Below are 17,633 nucleotides of genomic sequence, written 5' to 3'. Positions count from 1 at the left end.
CCTTCGGTTGACCCTGTTCCAACGCCGGAACCGTCGGCCCTACTCGCGCGACGCCTCACGCGCGATGGTGTCGAGCAGGGCCTGGACCTCTTGCATCGCGCCTTCGGGCAAGTGGCGGTAGCCGATGGAAACCTGCCCCTCGCGGTCGGTGACGAAGATGCCATAGGGGCAATGGGCCATGTTCAGGGGATCTGCTTCCATCACCTTGCGCGACAGGACGGCCGAGCAGAACAGGAACACGTCGGCATTGTCGTAGATCGTCACTGCGCTGCCGACATCGGCGCCGGTGCGGTTCAGCATCGCCCCGACATGGCTGCGGTAGTCGATCACCAGACCCTTGTCCACGATGGCGGATTCCACGGCGAAGGTGGCGTCCTCGAAACTGCCGTCGAAGGGATGGGTGGTGACCCCCTGCGCGAGGGCGGAACCGCCGAAGGCGAGCAGGGTGAGGCAGGCGCTGGCCAGTCTGTGCATGGGATTTCCCTTTCTGTGCGGATGTCAGATGTCCTCGCTGAAACGATAGCCGGTGTCGGCGCGTTCCACCCGGCCGATGCCGCCACCGGGCAGGTGGTAGCCGATGATCGCATGGCCCTCGGTCGCCAGCCGGTCGAGCAGCGCGGTCCGTGTGCCTGCGGCAAGTGCCTTGTCCTGGTCCGAGCCGCTTTCCCATTCCGGCCGTTCGAAGGCGACATGGTGGTTGCCGATGCAGTCGCCCATCACCATGACGGGGGTCGTCCCGGCGATCTCGTAGGCCAGATGGCCCGGTGTATGGCCGGGGGTCAGCCGGGAAATGATGCCGGGCAGCGCTTCCTCGCCATCCGCCAGAAGCCTTGCGGTTTCGGCGATCGCAGCCAGACGCCGTGCGGCGCCCACCGCAAAGGTCGCCCGCGCCTCGCCGATGCTGGCCACCGTATCGGGGTTCGTCCAGTAATCGAATTCCGCCTGGCCGATCATGTATTCGGCATTGGGGAACAGGGGCTCGTCGAATTCGTCCAGCAGGCCCCAGAGGTGATCGGGGTGGGCATGGGTGAACAGGACATGGGTGATGTCTTCCACCGTCAGGCCGATGGCGTCGAAGGCCTCCATCAGCTTGCCGGCCGAGGGCTGGAAATCCGGGCCTGCGCCGACGTCGAACAGGACGGTGTTCGTCCCGTCCCGCAGAAGCGTCACGTTGCAGGGCGGGGTCAGCCGGTCGGTCGGCAGTCCGTATTTCGCCACGATGGCCTGCATCTCGTCCTGCGGCATCCCGCCGAGGATGAAGTCGCCCGGCAGCACCAGCGAGCCGTCCGACAGCGTGTCGATCCGCGTCCCGCCCAGCGTCAGCGTGCTGGCCGCCCAGAGACGGCGGGGCGCAAGGGCCGTGGTGGCGGCGGCGGCGGTGGCGGTCAGAAGCCTGCGGCGGTTCAGCATGGCGAGGGCCCCGGAAAGGCGCGGGCGCGAGGGTGTCGCGCCCGCGGGTTGCAGGGAAGGTGTCAGCCGAACATGTCGGCGGTGATCCCGGCATACCAGCCGAGGCTTTCCTCATAGGTCGCCTTGCGCAGCGCGGCATCCTCGCCGACCTCGGAGATGAAGCTTTCCACGCTGGCGATCTTCTCGGGCGTCGGTTCGTAGGAGGCGCCGACCTTGACGCCGTCATCGGGGGCGATCAGCGACCAGCAGGTGTTGGAATACTTGGCCGGGAAGGTCTTGGACCCGGTCAGTTCCCCCCGGATCGCCATGGCGGCGACCTTGGCCTGGCTGTTGGCCGAGAAGCCCGACTTGGGCATGTCGCCTTGGGCCGAGCTGTCGCCCAACACCCAGACATTCTCGTCGGCCTTCGACTTCATGCTGTCGGGATGCACCGGCGCCCAGACCGAGTCATCCGTGACCCCGGCGATTTCGGCGATCTTGCCGGCCTTCTGGCCGGGGATCACGTTGCAGCAGGCGACCTTGGTCACCTCGCCGTCGATCACCACTTCCATCGCCTCGGGGCGCACCTCGACCTTGCCGCCGCCGAAGTCGGGGCCGATCCATTCCACCATGCCGGCGTAATGACGGTTCCAGCCGTCCTCGAACAGCGCCTGCTTGGAGAATTTCTCCTTCGGGTCGGCGATGATGATCTTGGCGGTGGGGTTCTTCGACTTGAGGATATGGGCGACCATGCTGATCCGCTCGTAGGGGCCGGGCGGGCAGCGGTAGGGGTTCGGCGGCGCGATCATGGCGAAGACGCCGCCTTCGGGCATTTCCTCGACCTGCTTCTTCAGCAGCTGGGTCTGGGGACCGGCCTTGTAGGCATGCGGCATGATCTCGGCCGCGTCCAGCGACCAGCCGGGGACCGAGCCGTCCCTGAAGTCGATGCCGGGCGACAGGATGAGCCGGTCAAAGGGCAGGACCTGGCCGCCGGCCAGCGTCACGGTCCTTGCCGCGCGATCGACGCCGGTGGCCATGTCGTTGATGACCGTCACGCCGGCGCCGGTCAGCTTGTCATAGCCGTGCTGGAGTTTTTCGAACTCGTAGAAGCCGCCGAGGTAGAGGTTGGAAAAGAAACAGGTGGTGTAGATCGGGTTCGCCTCGACCAGCGTGACCTCGATCGCGCCGTCGCTGTCCTTGGCGAGATAGCGCGCGGCGGTGGCCCCGCCTGCGCCGCCGCCGATCACGACGACCTTGGGCTTGGCCTGGCCCCAGACGGTGGGGGCAGTCAGCAGGGCGCTGGCGGCGATGCCGGTGCCCAGGAAATGGCGTCTGTTCAGCTTCATCAGGGTCTCCTCCCCTTGAGTTGCGTCTTCCCGCGCGGTTGGCCCGCGCCTGTCGTCATTTCAGCGTGGCGAAATAGGCGGCCAGCTCTGCGATCTCCTCGTCGTTCAGTCGGCTGGCCATCATCTGCATCACCGGATGCGGGCGCAGCTTCTGCTTGTAGGCGTGCATGGCGATCACGAAATCCTCTTCCGGCCAGCCGGTGATGGAGGGGATCCCCTGATCCGAGCCGTCGGCCTGGTGGCAGGTCTGGCATTCCGAGGCGAGATAGTCGCCGTAATCCGGGTCGCCCCTGAGGGCCAGCACTTCGGGCGCGAGATCGGGGTCGGTCTTGCGCGCGGTGGGTTCGGGTTCGGGGATGTCCTGCGGCCGGTCGGACCAGTCGCGCAGATAGGCCAGAAGCGCCGCCCGCGCCTCGGGCTCGGCCATGCCGCGGTAGTTCATCCGGGTGCCCGAGACCAGCGCCTTGGGATTGGCGAGATAGGCGTCCAGCGTCTGAAGCGTCCAGGTCAGCCCGTCCGCGCCCATGCGTGCCATCGACCTGGAATAGGTGAAGCCCTCGACGCTGCCGGCCCGGCGGCCGAAGATCCTGTTCAGCTGCGGCCCGACCCGGTTCTTCGCCCCTTCGCCGATCTGGTGGCAGGCCTTGCACTGCCGGGCAAAGAGGTCCGCGCCGCGTGCGGCGTCGCCGATCTCTTCGGACGCCCCCGGCAGGGTGCCGAGGGCGAACAGGACGGCCGCGATACAGGAACGCCGCGCGGTGGTCACTTCAGTGTCCCGAGATAGGCGATGACGGCATCTCGCTCCTCGGGTTTCTTAAGGCCGGCGAAGGACATCTTGGTGCCCTTCACATAGCCCTTGGGGTTCTCGAGGAAGGCCTGGAGCGCCGCCGCATCCCAGACCCCGCCCTTGGCGCCCATGTCGGCCAGGGTGGCGGAATAGGCGAAGCCCTCGACCCTGGCCATCGGAGCGCCGACGATGCCGTTCAGCACCGGGCCGACGCCGTTCTTCGCGCCGTCGCCGACCTTGTGGCAGGAGGCGCATTTCCGGAACACCTTCTCGCCTTCGGCAACCAGCGCCAGGTCGCCAGCGTCGCCCGTGGCGGCGGCAGGCTCGGCAGCCGCTTCGGCCGGGGCTGGGGTGGCCTCGGCCAGTTCGACCGGAGCGGGCTCGGCCATTGCCTCTGGCGCTGCCGCGGTCTCGGTTGCGGGGGCGGCCTCGGCTGTCGCCGGGTCAGAGGCCGTGCCGGTCGCGGCCAGGGTGATGACCGGCAGGGTCCCGGCGGGTTTGCCGTCGGGGTCCATCGGCGTCACGTTCAGTTCGACCGCGCGCTTGGTCACCTGCGGCGCGGCGCTGCGGCAGTTCTCCATGCAGGGCGCGGCCGAGAACAGCGGGTATTCCGTCACCGGACGGTCATCGACATAGAAGCCCTCGGCATTCGGCATCACGATCGAGGTGAAATTCTCGTTCGACAGCACGAAGTCGTCCTCGACGATCCCGTTGGAATAGAGGAGGAAGGCCGTGATCGCATAGGTCTCGTCCACCGACAGGGTCTGCGCCTCGCCGAAGGGCATCGAGCGGTGGATGTAGTCGAAGACGGTGGAGAGATAGGGCCAGTAGCTGCCGATGGTCTTGACCGGGCGCGGGTCCGTCAGGCTGCCCGCCCCGCCGGCCAGCACCGGCCAGCTGTCGATGCCCTCGGCAAAGTCGCCGTGGCAGGCGGCGCATCTCTCGCCGAAAACCTCGTCCCCGGTTTCCACATCACCCGACCCGACCGGCAGGCCGGTGCCGTCGGGCAGGACGGCGACATCCCAGGCCTCGATCTCTTCCGGCAGGGCGGCGCGGCCCAGGCCGAGCGGCTTGATGTCAGCCAGCGAGACCGGCGTCGCGGACGCAGCCGGTTCGGCCACGGGGGCCGCGCGCGCGGGCTCGGCCTCGGCGACCGCGGGTGCGGGGTCCGGTGCGGGCGCGGGGTCCGGTGCGGGCGCTGCGGCGGTCTCGGCGGGTTTCACCACAGGCGCAGGCGCGGGCTCGGCGGCCTTCTGCCCGGTCGAGGCAAAGATGAAGGCGGCCACGGTGGCGGCGGTTGCCCAGCCGGTGACCAGAAGGATCGTCGGGAAGTCAGGCGATTTCGACATTCTCGACCTCTCCGTCGGCGCGCACCCACCAGACCTGGATGCCGTTGTTGTGATAGACGTTGTTCAGCCCGCGGATCTCGCGCAGGGCCTGTTTCGTGGGCTGGACATAGCCGGTCTCGTCCACGGCGCGGGACATGATGAACATCTCGGACCCGTCCCAGACCATGTCGTGGTGGAAGCGGGTCAGCGCCTTGGACTTCACGTCGCCGGTCAGCCGGGCCGGGGTCCAGGTATTGCCGCCGTCCACCGAGACGTCGACGCGGGTGATCTTGCCATGCCCCGACCAGGCAAGCCCGGTGATGACCAGCGGCCCCTTGCCGTGGCGGATCGGAGCCTGCGGCGAGGGCGAGGTGATGACGGATTTCGCATCCATCACCCAGGTCCATTTCCGCGCCCGGCCGTCGGGCATGAGGTCGGTGTATTTCGAGGTCTCCTCGCGGCTTTCCACGGCCTGGTGATAGACCCCGATGCGGCGCAGCCACTTGACCCACATGTTGCCTTCCCAGCCCGGCACCACCAGCCGCACGGGGTAGCCATGTTCCTTGCGCAAGGCCTCGCCATTGGCGAAGAAGGCGACCATCACGTCGTCCAGCGCCTTTTCCAGCGGGATCGAGCGGCCGTTGGACGAGGCATCGGCGCCTTCGACATAGATCCACTTGCCCTCGGGCTTGACGCCTGCCTCGGCCAGAAGGTCGCGCAGCATCACGCCGGTGTATTCCATGTTGTGGATCATGCCCTGGGTGAACTGGCAGCCCTCCAGCTGCGCGCCGCCCCATTCCATCCCGCCGTTCGCCGCACATTCGCAGAAGGCGGTGCTGATCTGGCGCGGGAAGCGCATCAGGTCGTCGAAGGTGAAGACCAGGGGCCTTTCCACCAGCCCGTTGATCATCAGCCGATAGTCCTGTTTCGACAGGCTGATCGCGCCGGAGTGGTGGCGTTCGAAGGCGCAGCCCTGCGGCGTGATCGTGCCTTCCAGCGCGTGGATCGGCGTGAAGTTGATCGAGGAGGCCGTGCTTTCGGTCAGCCATTCGACGTTGCGGCGCACGACATGGGATTCGAATTCGATCGGCAGGCCGTAGGGCGTGGCATCGACCGGGTCGCCGAACACGCTGGCCCATTCCTGCACTTCGGTAATCAGCGGATCGGGGGTCTGGGCCGCGGCGGCGCTGGCCGCAAGGCCAGCCCCGGCGGCGGCGGTGCCGGCGAGGAAGGCGCGGCGGCTGGTGACGGGTTCGTCTGTCATCTGGCTTACGTTCCTTCTGGTCAGATCCCGGCCACGCGGACCGAGGGGTTGGGGTCGAGCCGGACGGTGCCGAGCTTGCGGACATGGGCTTCCACCACGTCCCAGATCTGGGGGCCTTCGGTGCCTTCGTTCACGCTGGCCCAGCCGCCGACGGTGTAGGATGTCGCGGGGTCGATCGGCTCGCCGGTCTCCAGCAGCACCATGTCGCTGATCCGGTTGCCGATGGTCTGGGACACGTCGCAGACAAAGCCCATGCCGCCGACGCGCACCATGTCGCCGCCCTGCTGGTAATAGGGATCGGGGTTGAAGATGTTGTCGGCCACGTCCTCGAGGATCGTGTTCAGCATCTCCCCGGTCATCTCGGTCCGATAGACCTGGCCGTAGGTCATGGTGGTGACGTTGTGGATGTCCTCACGCGTGATCGGGTCACCGGGCAGCAGCGAGGCGCCCCAGCGCACGCCGGGCGACAGCGCGATCTGCACGTCGCGTTCGGCCCGGACGGCATCGCAGATCAGGTCGTCCCAGGTGCCCTGGAAATTGCCGCGCCGGTAGAGCAGGCTTTCGGTCTGGCCGATGACTTCCTAAAGCTTGGCCTTGAAGGGTGCGCGTTCGGTCTCGATCAGCGCGGCCATCCCGGGGTCGGGGGTGATGACGTCCGAGAAGATGGGGATCAGCTTGTGGCGGAAGCCCATCATCTGACCGTCCCGCACGTCCGGATCGACACGGGAGATGAACTTGCCGTGGCTGCCGGAGACGATGAGGATGGTCTGCCCGACGAGCACCGGCTCGGGGATCGCGTCATGGGTGTGGCCGGTCAGGATCACGTCGATGCCGGTGACGCGGGAGGCCATCTTCCTGTCCACGTCGAAGCCGTTGTGCGACAGGCAGACGACCAGATCGACACCCTCGGCGCGCACTTCGTCCACCACGGCCTGCATCCGGTCCTCTCGGATGCCGAAGGAGTATTCCGGGAACATCCAGCGCGGGTTGGCGATGGGCATGTAGGGGAAGGCCTGGCCGATCACCGCGACGCGCAGGCCGGCCTTGTCGAAGATGCGGTAGGGTTCGAACGCCGGTTCGTCCCATTCGGCGTCGAAGATGTTGGCGCCGAGGAAGGGGAAGGGCAGGCTTTCCACGATCTCCTGCACGCGGGCGGTGCCGAAAGTCCATTCCCAGTGGCTGGTCATCGAGCCGTGCCAGGTGTCGCCGCCGTCCAGCAAAAGGCTCTCGGGCCGAGCGGCGCGGATCGCCTTGACCACGGTCGCCACCCGGTCCATCCCGCCCATCCGGCCGTAGCTGCGGCCAAGCGCGGCGAAATCCTCGTAGGTCAGGGCATAGGCTTCAGGGCTGCCGGGGACGATGCCGAACATCTGCTGGAAGGCCTTGCCCACGACATGCGGCGGCTGGCCCTTCGCCTCGCCCACGCCGAGGTTCCATTCCGGCTCGCGGAACCAGATCGGCCGAAGCTGGGCGTGGACGTCGGTCACATGGATCAGGGTCAGGTTACCGAAATCGTCGAACTGCAACAGCTGTTCCTGGCTCAGCGCCTGCTGCGCGGCCAGGCGTGACCACTTGCCGAAGCCGGAGGCCCCGTAGAGCGCCGAGGCGGCGAGAGAGGCTTGCAGGAATTCGCGCCGGGTGATCATCCCGTTCTCCTTGGTCTTAGGTCGTGCCGGTCCCGTTCGCGCAGGCGCGTCTGACCGGACCGGTCATGCAGTTGTGGGTCGGCGGGCGGCCACCGGGGAGGATCGGCGACCGCCCCCGCAGGTCTGGTGGCGCACGGCGACGCCTTCGACCAACAGCCCGTTGCCGGGTGAGGCGACACAAGGCTCCAGTGCAGTGAACGCGTCCGAGCGGGCCTTGAGCGTTTCGGCCCCCGGCCCATCCTCGGCCGGTGCCGCGCCCACTACGGAGAGGCCGAGGTTTGCATATGTCCTGGCTGTGCGGTGCATGGCTGTCTTCTCCCCTGAGCCAGACCGTCAGCCGATCGCGATCGGTTTGACGTCCTCGTAGACCGAGCCGTCATCGTCATACCAGGTGAACTTGAATTTCGCCCGCGGCATCGACCTTGGCGTCGAATTCGAAATAGGGTTGGTGGACACGGCCGGGTCGATGGCCACATCCACCACGTTGACCCCATTCAGATCGCAGGTGAAGCGGTTGATGATCCGGCGCGGGATCAGGTTGCCGTCAGCGCCCTTGCGCTGGCCCGATTCCATCGGGTGCGAGATCAGCACCTTGATGGTGACCACCTCACCGGCGGCGGCGGATTTCGGCGTCTTGACGCGGGGTTTGACTTCTTCGAACATTGTCTTTCTCCTGCTTTCTCAGCCGCCGCAGCCGCCGATGGTGACCTTGACGGTGGCCTGGGCCTGAACGATCGAACCATCGGCCATCCTGGCCATGGCGATCACGTCCTGGGTCTTGGCCAGACGGATGCGGGTGGCGGCGAACTGGCGCCCCGCGGCGGGGCCGAAGGTGAAGGTCGCCACCGCCGGTTCGGGGTTGCCCGAAGCGAAGAGGGCAATCGCCACCGCGCCAGGCGCGTCAACCGAGACCGGCACGGTGTTGCCGTTCTCGGCGATTTCCGGGGTCGTCAGCGTGATGCCGTCGGTGCCCGGGGTTGCCCCGCCAGTGAAGGCGGCGGTCAGCTCTTCCAGGGTGGCGGCGGCCGAAAGTCCGGGCATCGCGGCGAATGCGATGCCGCCAAGGCCAAGCGATAGGGCTTTGCGTCTGCTGAGGGTCACGGGAAATCTCCTGTCGTTCTGGGCCCTTGCGGCCGTCATTCCTTGAGGGTGAGAAGGTAGGCGACCACATCCTCGATCTGCTGGGCGGTCAGGATCGGCGGCAGGTCGCCTTCGGGTGCCTTGCCGGTGTAGGCCGCACCCGGACGGATGAAGCCTTCTGTCTTGTAGAAGGCGGGCATGAAGCTGCCGTCGAAAGTCATCTTGGCGTTGGCGACGATCCCGCGCAGTTCCGCTTCGCTCCAGCGGCTGGCCACTCCGTCCAGCGGCGGAGCGATATTTCCGGGAAACTGCACGTCGGGCAGGGCCGCGATCGTGTGGCAGGCCACGCAGTTGCCCAGGGCGTTGGTGGTCATCACCTTGACGCCGTTTGCCGGATCGCCCGGCACGCCGGTGAGAGAGGTTTCCACCTTTCCCTCGTTGTAGTGCACGTCTTTCGGGGCAACCTCACCCGATGCCGGGGCCGCGACAGACAGACCCGTCGCAACCACCAGCCATAGCTGGCGCGTCATGGTGTTCCTCCCAGTATTCCTCCGTATGCAGTATGCGAAGGAATCCGGAGTCGGGCAGGAAAAATATAGCAGGAACCATATATTCCTATGTCACTATAATTTGTCCCTGGGATTCTGGCCGACGGTCAGTTGCCTTTGCCCATGCGTTCGGCGACGAATTTCTGGAAGTTCTCGCCGGTGTCATAGCCGTGGTCGCGCACCCAGATCAGCAGCGCCTCGGTCATCTCCTTGCCGAAGCCGCCCGGCATCATCGCCACGGCAACGTCCGGCGTGGTGGCGCCCTCGGGCACCTGTTCGGGCAGGAAGATCAGCGTGGGTGTGAACATCACCCCCCAGCGCAGCGCCATCTGCTTTTCCGACAGTGTGGTGCCGTCGAAGTCGGTCACCTCGACATCGCCGAAGAGGTTCATCTGCACGACGAAATAGTGGTCGCGGATCGGCGTCTCGATCGCGGGATCGATCAGGATCTTCTCGTGCATCTCGGTGCAGTAGATGCAGCCGCGCTGTTCGAAGATCAGCATCAGACGCCTGCCCTCGGCATTGGCTTCGGCCAGGTCGTCGCGCAGATCCTTGAAGGTCTCGCGCAGCCAGGCGGGCTTGTGCAGCCCGTCGTCGCCCAGTTCGACGGCGAAGGCAGGCGTGGACAGTGCAAGGGCGGCGGCGAGGGTCAGGCGGCGCAGCATGGCGGCTCCTTTCAGGTCAGGGTCAGCGACCAGTCGAAGTTGCGGATCATCCAGTCGGCGATCAGGTTGACGGTGTTGGTGGCGATGAGGAGGCCGAAGACGATCAGCATCACGCCCATCGCCTTTTCGACATGGCCCATCAGCGCGCGGTGACGGGAGACCCAGGCCAGGAAGGGCCCGGCGAAGAACGCGGCCAGCACGAAGGGCAGGGTCATCGCAAGCCCGTAGATCAGCAGCAGCAGCCCGCCGCGCCACAGGTCTCCCATGCCGCTGGCGACCATGAGGATCGCGGCCAGCGCAGGGCCGACGCAGGGCGTCCAGCCGAAACCGAAGGCGAGGCCCATCAGATAGGCTCCGGCCAGGGTGCGGGGGTTGCCGGCGCTTTCGACGCGGGCCTCGCGGTAGAGCAGGCCGATGCGGAAGACCCCCAGGAAATGCAGCCCGAAGACGATCAGCACCGCGGCGGCGACATAGGACAGGGGCTCGCGCCACTGGGCGAAGCTGCGGCCCAGCGCGGTGGCGCCGAGGCCCAGCAGCACGAAGATCGTGGTCACGCCGATGGCGAAGGCCAGCGCCTGCACCACCAGCCGCCCGCGCGCGCCGGGGGCGATGGTGTCGCCGTCGCTCAGCTCGCGCACCGACAGTCCCGCCATGTAGGACAGGTAAAACGGCACCATTGGAAGGATGCAGGGCGACAGGAAGGACAGAAGCCCCGCCAGAGCCGCGCCGCCGAAGGAAATGTCCAGCATCGCCCCTCCTCCCCAGGGAAGCGTTGCCTTGCCGGAGCGGCAAAGGTATATAGAGATAGTTCTATCTTTCTATGCGTCTGTCAACGTGGCGTATCCGGCCCTTCTGGCTTCGGCGTTTGTTGCGGTGTCCGGGGTCGCGGCTGCGGCAGGCGACTTACAGCTTCTGATGTTCGAACAGCCCGGCTGCATTTATTGCGCGCGCTGGAACGAGGAGATCGCCCCGCAGTATCCCCTGACCGACGAAGGCAGGGCCGCGCCGCTGCGTCGGCTGCAACTGCGCGATCCTCTGCCGGGGGACCTGTCGCTGGTCTCTCCTGCGGTCTTCACGCCGACCTTCGTGCTGGTCGAGGACGGGGCGGAGACCGACCGGATCGAGGGCTATCCGGGGGCGGATTTCTTCTGGCCGCTGCTGGCCGGGCTGATCGCGGAAACCGCGGCGGACTGAGGCGCCCAGGCCGCCTGCGCCGTGGAATCGCGGCTCCATGCATCAGGCGGGTTGCCCTCTGCACCGGCGACACGCAATAACGATGCGGGGGGAAGGCGGAGCGGCGCTTTGGCGGATGGCGATCTTCATGCGACGGACGGAGAGGACAGTCCTTCGGAGGACTGCGATCTGTCGGGGCTGATTGCGCGGGCCGAACAGGCGGCGACGCTGCTAAAGGCCATGGGGCACGACGGGCGGCTCACGATTCTGTGTCACCTGCGGACCGGACCGAAAAGCGTGACCGAGCTTGAAAACCTGCTGTCGGCGCGGCAGGCTATCGTCAGTCAGCAACTGGCCCGGCTGCGGCTGGAGGGTCTGGTCAGCGCGCGGCGCGAGGGGCAGGCGATCTACTATTCGCTGCTGGATCCGAAGGTCACCGCGATGATCGAGGTCCTGGCGCGGCTTTACCGGACAGAGCACGGCTGAACGGCCGGAGGGGGGAGAGATGCTGGAATCGGTCCCGATCGGAGTGCTGGCGGCGCTCGTCGGTCTGGCGGGCGGTCTGGTGCTGGGGCTTGCCGCGCGGCTGGGCGATTTCTGCACGCTGGGCGCGCTGGAATCGGCGATTTATGGCCGCGATCAGACCCGGATGCGGCTTTGGGGCGTGGTGTTGGGCACCGCGATCCTCGCGACCCAGTTCGGCGCCATTGGCGGGCTGATCGACCTCGGTGCCACATTCTACCATGCGATCGAGTGAAATGCCTTCGCCTCGATCTTTGGCGGGCTGGTCTTCGGCTACGGCATGGCGCTGGCGGGAAACTGCGGCTTCGGAGCCCTGGTGCGCTTTGGCGGCGGGGACCTGCGGTCGCTGGTGGTCGTGGTGGTGATGGGCATCTTCGGCTTCATCGCGCTGTCGGGCCCCCTGGCGCCGTTGCGGGTGGCGCTTTTCCCGCAGCCCGATGCGACCGGGCCGCAGGGTATCCTTCATGACCTCGGGCAGCTGGGTCTGCCGCCCGCCGTCTTCGTCGTCGCCCTCGCGGCGGGCTTCCTGGTCTGGGCTCTGGCGCATCCCGGTCTGCGCGCCCGCCCGCGCCAGATCGCCTGGGGCGTGGCGGCGGGGCTGGCGGTGGCCTGATGTTTCCTGGGCACCAGCTGGCTGGCCGCCGAAAGCCTGGGCGAGATCGGAGTCGAGGGTCCGTCCTTCACCGCCCCGGTCGGACGGACGCTGATCTTCCTGATGACCTCGACGGCGGGGGGGATCACCTTTTCGGTCGGCTCGGTCGTGGGGGTGATGGCGGGCTCGCTGATCGGGTCGATGCTGCGCGGCCTGTTCCGCTGGGAGGCCTGCGAGGACCCGCGCGAACTGGGCCGCCAGGTTGGCGGCGCGGCGCTGATGGGGATCGGCGGCGTGGTGGCGATGGGTTGTTCGGTCGGCCAGGGGGTTACGGGTTTCGCGACGCTGGCCTGGTCGGGACCGGTCACGCTCGTTGCGATCGCGACGGGGGCCGTGGTGGGCCTGAACCAGCTGATCGCCGGATATCAACCGGAATGACGCCCTTCGGGTGGTTGGGCCCTGTGCGCTTTTGCGGATGTCCTGACCCGGAAGGACGAGCCTTCGCCGACAGGCACGGTTGCAATGTTATGCAGCCATCCGATCCACGGACCGACAGACCGATGGCAGCGGGTCGCTCAGGCAGCAGTCGGCGGGGGCATGGCCGGCTATCCGTCCGGCGCGGCAGGAAGCCGGGCTTCTTGCATCCCTGTCGCCTGGTCGCCTGTGTCTGGTCGACGCTTGTGCATTATCCGCCGGATCCTTCGCCGCGACGTCAGGGCCTGGGTCCATGACATGCGCGATCCGGTCGTGACATCTGCCACAGGCGGCCGTCTGGCAGACATCGATCGTCTCCGGGTCCTTCCTGCGGATGCACCGGAATTGACTGGACGCTTGGCACGCTTTGGCCGAAAGGCAGGTGACTGGAATGTCAGGGCAAACGATGGAGGCCTCCCGCGCTGGGGCAGACCATCGGACTGCGCCTGTGCCGGTTACTTGCCAGCCGCGCGGTGACGGCTGCGCTCCCGTCAGGAGGCAAGAAGTTCCCCGATGGCCCCAAACGGGCCAGCCGAGCCGTGCGGGCCGCGATCTGTTCCTATCTCTTGCGACTGGAAAGCGCTTGCAACGCCTGAACGCGGCCGAAGGCGGTCCGGGCGGCATCACGGGCATCCAGCCAGTCTGCCGTCTGACGCGCGATGACAAGGTTAAGTTCGGAACGACGAACATCCGCCCAGCGTTCATAGTCCAGCCCGACCTTCGACGAAAGGATCGGCTCCAGATCGACGGCATGCGGGGCCTGGTTGACCGCCGAGAGCTGCGCCCGGCTTTGATCCAGCTGCGCCGCAGATCTCCGCAAGTGAAGCAGCCGATGGTCGAGCACCATCTGGGCAAGCTGGGCCAGCCGGGCAATGTCGCGGTGCCTGTTCATCTTCTTCCCGCCTTGCGCCGCATCGCATCGGCAAAGCGAATGGCTGCCGCAATCGCACGGTAATGCTCGACCCGGATTTCCTGGCCGACCTCGACCGAGGCGTGGATTGCCCGGGCCGTTGGCGGATCGCTGTGGATTGGTACACCCGCTTCGGCAGCACGCTCGCGGATCTTGCGGGCGATCTCGTCCACCCCCTTGGCAACACAGACCGGCGCGTTGCCCTTCTTGCGATCCCATCTCAGGGCAACCGCGTAATGCGTCGGGTTCACGACCACGACATCGGCCGTCGCGACATCGACCAGCATCCTGTTGGTCGCGACTTCCTGCGCGCGCTGCCGCCGGGCCGATTTCAGATGCGGATCACCTTCACTTTCCTTGAACTCGTCCAGCATCTCCTTGCGCGACATGCGATGACGGCGTCGGTGCTGGCTGACCTGCCAGAGGTAGTCGATCCCACCGATGGCCAGCTGTACCGCAAGCAGGATGAGCAGGAATTCGAGCACCAGCCGCGCCATCAAGGCGGCGGACATCGCCGGGCTGAGGTACAAGCTGGCCAGAATATCCCGCATCCGGCCAGCGAGCAGGGCGTAGAGGATGAGCCCGACGAGGACCATCTTCGCCGCGCTCTTGCCGAATTCCACCAGGCCTTCCACGCCGAATTTCTGCCTGGCCGTCGCAACGGGCGAAATGCGCGACAGTTTCGGCGCCAGTTTCTTGGGCGCGAAGACAAGGCCCCGGCTTGCAACGAGAAGCGCGATGACCAGGGCCGGAGCGAGCGAGAGAAGGACCAGGGGCGGAAGCGCGAACCCAAGGACCATTCCTCCGACGATACTCTTGCTGCCAGCCGTTATCTGGGAGGAAAGGCGGTCGGACTGATCAAGCAGCACCATCCCCGTCGTGCCGGCCTTGTGTGCGGCCCAGCCGCCGAAACTGAACAAGGCAAGAAGAAACCCTCCGGTCGCCGCGGCGGTCTGCAGATCGACCGACTTTGGAATGTCCCCATCCTTCCGGGCCTGGTCCAGCTTCTGCTGCGAGGCCTCGTGTTCCTTTTCGGCGGCATCTTCTTCCTTCCCGCTCATGGCGCGGCTCCGAAGGGAAGCAGGAGATGGTCGTTCAGCGCCGCGAGCCAGACCATCAGGATGACCGGTCCCGCGATGGCAAGCATGGCCATGGCGCCGAGTGTGAGGGCAGGTGCGCCGACCATGGCAACCATCAGGGTGGGCATGGCCCGGTTGATGGCGCCAAGGGCCAGGTTGTAAAGCAGCGATGCGATGACAAAGGGCGCGCTCAGCGTGAACGCGAGGCCAAAGCAGCGGCTGATCAGCCCTAAGCTCCAATCGGCGGACTCGGATGCCGAGGGCAGAAGGCCCGCGGGAAGGATGTCGTAGGACAGAAGGACGAGTTCGGCCGCCCGGACATGAAGTCCGGCCATCATGGCGAGCGCGATGCCCGCAATCGTCAGCAGATTGCCGATGGCGGGCTGCGGGTCCGGTGCTGCACCGGCGAAGAGTTGCGACAGTGTCGTTGCCTGCGCAATGATCGCGGCGGCGGTTTGTAGGGCAATCAGCAACAGTCGCAACCCGATACCCAGGATCAGCCCGCAGACTGCTTCGCCGCCGAGAGCGGCGAAGGATGGCTCGACTGCGTCACGGGCCAGCCGTTCGGCGAGCACGGGGGCAAGCACGATTGCCAATGCCACCACCAGCGCAAGCTTGATCCTTTGCGGGACCACAGGATCGCCCAGACCCGGCATCAGGGCAACCATGGCCCCGATCCGGACGAAGACCAGAGCCGCGGCCCAGGCCAGACCCTGGGCGAGATCGAGCAGCCCGGAAAGCGCTTCGATGATCCCGGTCACGCTGGCACCTGGCCCAGAAGCGAGGGGCGGGCATCGGTGCTGATTTCCTCGTAGGAAAGGACCGGCATCTGCAGGCCCTTCGCCTGGACGACGGTCCGCAGAAACCGTCTCCGGCCGACAGAGGTTACAAGGGCGGGGTAGATGCCCGCTTCGGTCGCCCGGTTCAACCGTTCGGTCAACCCGTTGGCGAGGCGAGCAAAAAGCTCGGGCGGGAGCGCGATGTCCCGCTGACCGCGATCGCTGTCGATCTGGTAGGTCGCAAAGGTCTTTTCCCATTCGGGAGCAAGCTGGATCAGCGGAATGGAGCCATCCGGCCGCTTGAACTCGGCCACGATCTGGAAGCCGAGCCTCTGGCGGACATGCTCACAGATCGCCTCCGGTGACCCGAGGCCGCGACCCTCGGCCACGGCTTCGAGGATCAGGGGAAGGTTGCGGATCGAAACCCGCTCTTCAAGGAGCAGCCGCAGGACGGCGTGCAGAAGGTCCAGCGGCACCTTGTCGGGCACGAGGTCATCCAGCAGCCGTCGGTTCGCCTCGGCGCGGACGGGGTCGGACAGGCGCACGAATTCGTCAAGCAGCTTGCGCAAGCCGCGCAGGGTCAGGAGCCGCGACAGGTTGCCCTTGAGAACCTCGAGCATATGGGTGGCAAGAACCTCGGTCGGCGTGACCACGGTCAGACCTGAGAGGGCGGCATCCTCCTGCTGGTCGGGGCGGATCCACCGGGCCGGGGCGCCATAGACCGGCTCACGGGTATCCAGGCCGTCGGGCGCGGGGATCCCGTCGTTCAACAGCACCAGGACGCGGTCAGGAATGAGCTTGTCCGAGGCCCGCTCCACCCCTTGCAGACGGATCCGGTAGTGCCCCGGCGCCAGGGAGCCATCGTCGGTCAGGCGGATTTCGGGAAGGATCAGGCCGAAGGACGTGGCCACATGGTTCCGCATGTTGGCAATGCGGCTGTCCAGCCCCGTGGCCGGATCAAGAACCATCGCCACGAGATTCGGGGCGAACTCGATGTGGATTTCATCGAAGTCCAGCAGATCGCCCAGCGATTTTGGTCTGGGTGCCTCGAGCGTCTGCAAATCGGTCGCTTCTGATCTCGGTTCCGGCTGGGATCGGAAATAGGCGACGGCACCAAGGGCGATGGCCGCCAGCATGAAGGGCACAAAGGGCATGCCCGGGACCAGCGCGAAAAGCGCCATCAAGGCCGCGACCGTGCCCAAAGCCCCGGGATACCGGCCGAGTTGTGCGAAGAACGACACATCTGCCGCCCCTTTCTGACTGCCCTTCGCGAGCAGAAGGGCTGCCGCGACCGAGATGATGACGGCCGGTATCTGGCTGACCAGGCCATCTCCGACGGTCAGGATGGTGTAGGTTTCGATCGCAGTCCTCGCGTCGACACCATGGATGAAGATTCCGACGACCAGCCCCATGATGATGTTGAGCGTGGTGATCAACAGGCCGGCAATCGCGTCGCCCTTCACGAATTTCGATGCACCGTCGAGCGAGCCGAAGAAGGTCGTCTCGGCAAGCTCCTGTTCCCGGCGCTGCTTTGCTTCGGCGTGATCGATCGCCCCGGCCGACATGTCTGCATCGATGGCCAGCTGCCGTCCCGGCATCCCGTCCAGGGCGAAACGGGCACCCACCTCGGCCATGCGGCCTGCGCCCTTGGTGATGACGATGAAGTTCACGATCAGAAGAACGATGAAGATCACCAGGCCAAGGATCAGATCGCCCCCCATGATGAACTGGGCAAAGCCCTCGATCACATGACCGGCGGCATCGGTTCCGGTGTGACCCTGGCCGATGATGAGCTTGGTGGAAGAGACGTTCAGCGCCAGCCGCAGCAGCAGGGAGGCGAGAAGGATGGTCGGGAAGGCCGAGAAATCCAGCGGGCGGTCGATGAACAGGGTTACCGTCAGCATCAGGATCGCCAGGGCAAACGAAAGCGCCAGACCGATGTCCAGAAGCCATGACGGCACCGGAAGGATCATCATGACAATGACGGCCATCAGTCCGATCGCCAGCAGGATCGTAGGGCGGAGCAGTGATTGGAGGGAGAAGTCCAGGCC

The 17,633-nt window shown here is 66.3% G+C and carries 18 protein-coding genes and 2 pseudogenes; 4 read left to right on the top strand and 16 right to left on the bottom strand.

The window, feature by feature from the left end; genetic code table 11:
* Nucleotides 1–39: 39 nt before the first annotated feature.
* From G8O29_RS07910 to G8O29_RS07855, 12 genes and pseudogenes are all read right to left on the bottom strand, one after another.
* The gene (locus G8O29_RS07910) at nucleotides 40–474 is read right to left on the bottom strand and encodes a DUF302 domain-containing protein (RefSeq protein ID WP_166402690.1); all 435 of its coding nucleotides are present in this window, start codon (nucleotides 472–474) and stop codon (nucleotides 40–42) included.
* Between the two features lie 24 nt (nucleotides 475–498).
* A complete protein-coding gene (locus G8O29_RS07905) occupies nucleotides 499–1,410 on the bottom strand; it encodes an MBL fold metallo-hydrolase (protein WP_166402689.1) in 912 nt (303 codons plus the stop codon).
* Nucleotides 1,411–1,472: 62 nt separating this feature from the next.
* Nucleotides 1,473–2,735, bottom strand: a complete 1,263-nt coding sequence (locus tag G8O29_RS07900) for an NAD(P)/FAD-dependent oxidoreductase (protein WP_166402688.1) — start codon at nucleotides 2,733–2,735, stop codon at nucleotides 1,473–1,475.
* A 55-nt stretch (nucleotides 2,736–2,790) separates the two neighbouring features.
* Nucleotides 2,791–3,501, bottom strand: coding sequence for a c-type cytochrome (locus G8O29_RS07895; protein ID WP_437440799.1), 711 nt, complete (start codon nucleotides 3,499–3,501; stop codon nucleotides 2,791–2,793).
* A complete protein-coding gene (locus tag G8O29_RS07890) occupies nucleotides 3,498–4,871 on the bottom strand; it encodes a c-type cytochrome (RefSeq protein WP_166402687.1) in 1,374 nt (457 codons plus the stop codon). Before G8O29_RS07890 ends, G8O29_RS07895 begins: the two co-directional genes overlap by 4 nt.
* Nucleotides 4,855–6,114, bottom strand: a complete 1,260-nt coding sequence (gene soxC, locus G8O29_RS07885) for a sulfite dehydrogenase (RefSeq protein ID WP_166402686.1) — start codon at nucleotides 6,112–6,114, stop codon at nucleotides 4,855–4,857. The genes G8O29_RS07890 and soxC overlap by 17 nt, the downstream gene beginning before the upstream one ends.
* Before the next feature lie 20 nt (nucleotides 6,115–6,134).
* Nucleotides 6,135–7,760 (bottom strand): annotated as a pseudogene (soxB, locus tag G8O29_RS07880) (thiosulfohydrolase SoxB).
* 333 nt (nucleotides 7,761–8,093) lie between these two features.
* Nucleotides 8,094–8,423 (bottom strand): thiosulfate oxidation carrier complex protein SoxZ, encoded by a 330-nt coding sequence (soxZ, locus tag G8O29_RS07875; RefSeq protein WP_166402685.1) that lies wholly within the window; start codon nucleotides 8,421–8,423, stop codon nucleotides 8,094–8,096.
* 18 nt (nucleotides 8,424–8,441) lie between these two features.
* Entirely contained in the window at nucleotides 8,442–8,861 is a 420-nt protein-coding gene (soxY, locus tag G8O29_RS07870; RefSeq protein WP_367890144.1) for a thiosulfate oxidation carrier protein SoxY, read from the bottom strand.
* 35 nt (nucleotides 8,862–8,896) lie between these two features.
* The gene (gene soxX / locus G8O29_RS07865; RefSeq protein WP_166402683.1) at nucleotides 8,897–9,370 is read right to left on the bottom strand and encodes a sulfur oxidation c-type cytochrome SoxX; all 474 of its coding nucleotides are present in this window, start codon (nucleotides 9,368–9,370) and stop codon (nucleotides 8,897–8,899) included.
* 125 nt (nucleotides 9,371–9,495) lie between these two features.
* Nucleotides 9,496–10,053, bottom strand: a complete 558-nt coding sequence (locus tag G8O29_RS07860) for a SoxW family protein (RefSeq protein ID WP_207623717.1) — start codon at nucleotides 10,051–10,053, stop codon at nucleotides 9,496–9,498.
* 11 nt (nucleotides 10,054–10,064) lie between these two features.
* Nucleotides 10,065–10,802, bottom strand: a complete 738-nt coding sequence (locus tag G8O29_RS07855; RefSeq protein WP_166402682.1) for a cytochrome c biogenesis CcdA family protein — start codon at nucleotides 10,800–10,802, stop codon at nucleotides 10,065–10,067.
* An 85-nt stretch (nucleotides 10,803–10,887) separates the two neighbouring features.
* Between G8O29_RS07855 and G8O29_RS07850 the strand changes: the two genes are divergently transcribed.
* From G8O29_RS07850 to G8O29_RS07840, 4 genes and pseudogenes are all read left to right on the top strand, one after another.
* Nucleotides 10,888–11,247 carry a thioredoxin fold domain-containing protein gene (locus G8O29_RS07850; RefSeq protein WP_166402681.1) on the top strand — a complete coding sequence of 120 codons (360 nt, stop codon included), beginning with the start codon at nucleotides 10,888–10,890 and terminating at the stop codon, nucleotides 11,245–11,247.
* 108 nt (nucleotides 11,248–11,355) lie between these two features.
* Nucleotides 11,356–11,712 (top strand): ArsR/SmtB family transcription factor, encoded by a 357-nt coding sequence (locus G8O29_RS07845; protein WP_242678970.1) that lies wholly within the window; start codon nucleotides 11,356–11,358, stop codon nucleotides 11,710–11,712.
* Between the two features lie 19 nt (nucleotides 11,713–11,731).
* Complete coding sequence (locus tag G8O29_RS18795) at nucleotides 11,732–11,983, top strand: hypothetical protein (protein ID WP_367890143.1); 252 nt, start codon at nucleotides 11,732–11,734, stop codon at nucleotides 11,981–11,983.
* 15 nt (nucleotides 11,984–11,998) lie between these two features.
* Nucleotides 11,999–12,778 (top strand): annotated as a pseudogene (locus G8O29_RS07840) (YeeE/YedE family protein).
* Nucleotides 12,779–13,373: 595 nt separating this feature from the next.
* On the opposite strand, the gene G8O29_RS07835 reads toward G8O29_RS07840, so the two are convergent.
* The 4 genes from G8O29_RS07835 to flhA are packed head-to-tail and all read right to left on the bottom strand — an operon-like array spanning nucleotide 13,374 to nucleotide 17,630.
* The gene (locus G8O29_RS07835; protein ID WP_166402680.1) at nucleotides 13,374–13,706 is read right to left on the bottom strand and encodes a hypothetical protein; all 333 of its coding nucleotides are present in this window, start codon (nucleotides 13,704–13,706) and stop codon (nucleotides 13,374–13,376) included.
* Complete coding sequence (locus G8O29_RS07830; RefSeq protein ID WP_166402679.1) at nucleotides 13,703–14,785, bottom strand: EscU/YscU/HrcU family type III secretion system export apparatus switch protein; 1,083 nt, start codon at nucleotides 14,783–14,785, stop codon at nucleotides 13,703–13,705. Before G8O29_RS07830 ends, G8O29_RS07835 begins: the two co-directional genes overlap by 4 nt.
* Nucleotides 14,782–15,564: a flagellar biosynthetic protein FliR gene (locus G8O29_RS07825; protein WP_367890142.1), complete on the bottom strand. Its 783-nt coding sequence runs from the start codon at nucleotides 15,562–15,564 to the stop codon at nucleotides 14,782–14,784. Before G8O29_RS07825 ends, G8O29_RS07830 begins: the two co-directional genes overlap by 4 nt.
* Nucleotides 15,561–17,630, bottom strand: coding sequence for a flagellar biosynthesis protein FlhA (gene flhA, locus G8O29_RS07820; RefSeq protein WP_437440803.1), 2,070 nt, complete (start codon nucleotides 17,628–17,630; stop codon nucleotides 15,561–15,563). Before flhA ends, G8O29_RS07825 begins: the two co-directional genes overlap by 4 nt.
* Nucleotides 17,631–17,633: the final 3 nt, after the last annotated feature.

The sequence above is a fragment of the Rhodobacter calidifons genome (assembly GCF_011174775.1).
GTDB lineage: Bacteria > Pseudomonadota > Alphaproteobacteria > Rhodobacterales > Rhodobacteraceae > Tabrizicola > Tabrizicola calidifons.
Note: the sequence above shows the minus strand (reverse complement) of the source record. Positions and strands in the feature narration are given on the sequence as shown.

What these genes read in the sequence shown, in the direction of transcription:
- soxX (WP_166402683.1), bottom strand. Translation starts at nt 9,370, where the DNA reads ATGACGCGCCAGCTATGGCTGGTGGTTGCGACGGGTCTGTCTGTCGCG.
- soxZ (WP_166402685.1), bottom strand. Translation starts at nt 8,423, where the DNA reads ATGTTCGAAGAAGTCAAACCCCGCGTCAAGACGCCGAAATCCGCCGCC.
- G8O29_RS07835 (WP_166402680.1), bottom strand. Translation starts at nt 13,706, where the DNA reads ATGAACAGGCACCGCGACATTGCCCGGCTGGCCCAGCTTGCCCAGATG.
- G8O29_RS18795 (WP_367890143.1), top strand. Translation starts at nt 11,732, where the DNA reads ATGCTGGAATCGGTCCCGATCGGAGTGCTGGCGGCGCTCGTCGGTCTG.
- G8O29_RS07855 (WP_166402682.1), bottom strand. Translation starts at nt 10,802, where the DNA reads ATGCTGGACATTTCCTTCGGCGGCGCGGCTCTGGCGGGGCTTCTGTCC.
- G8O29_RS07910 (WP_166402690.1), bottom strand. Translation starts at nt 474, where the DNA reads ATGCACAGACTGGCCAGCGCCTGCCTCACCCTGCTCGCCTTCGGCGGT.
- soxC (WP_166402686.1), bottom strand. Translation starts at nt 6,114, where the DNA reads ATGACAGACGAACCCGTCACCAGCCGCCGCGCCTTCCTCGCCGGCACC.
- G8O29_RS07860 (WP_207623717.1), bottom strand. Translation starts at nt 10,053, where the DNA reads ATGCTGCGCCGCCTGACCCTCGCCGCCGCCCTTGCACTGTCCACGCCT.
- G8O29_RS07905 (WP_166402689.1), bottom strand. Translation starts at nt 1,410, where the DNA reads ATGCTGAACCGCCGCAGGCTTCTGACCGCCACCGCCGCCGCCGCCACC.
- G8O29_RS07890 (WP_166402687.1), bottom strand. Translation starts at nt 4,871, where the DNA reads ATGTCGAAATCGCCTGACTTCCCGACGATCCTTCTGGTCACCGGCTGG.
- G8O29_RS07900 (WP_166402688.1), bottom strand. Translation starts at nt 2,735, where the DNA reads ATGAAGCTGAACAGACGCCATTTCCTGGGCACCGGCATCGCCGCCAGC.
- G8O29_RS07830 (WP_166402679.1), bottom strand. Translation starts at nt 14,785, where the DNA reads ATGAGCGGGAAGGAAGAAGATGCCGCCGAAAAGGAACACGAGGCCTCG.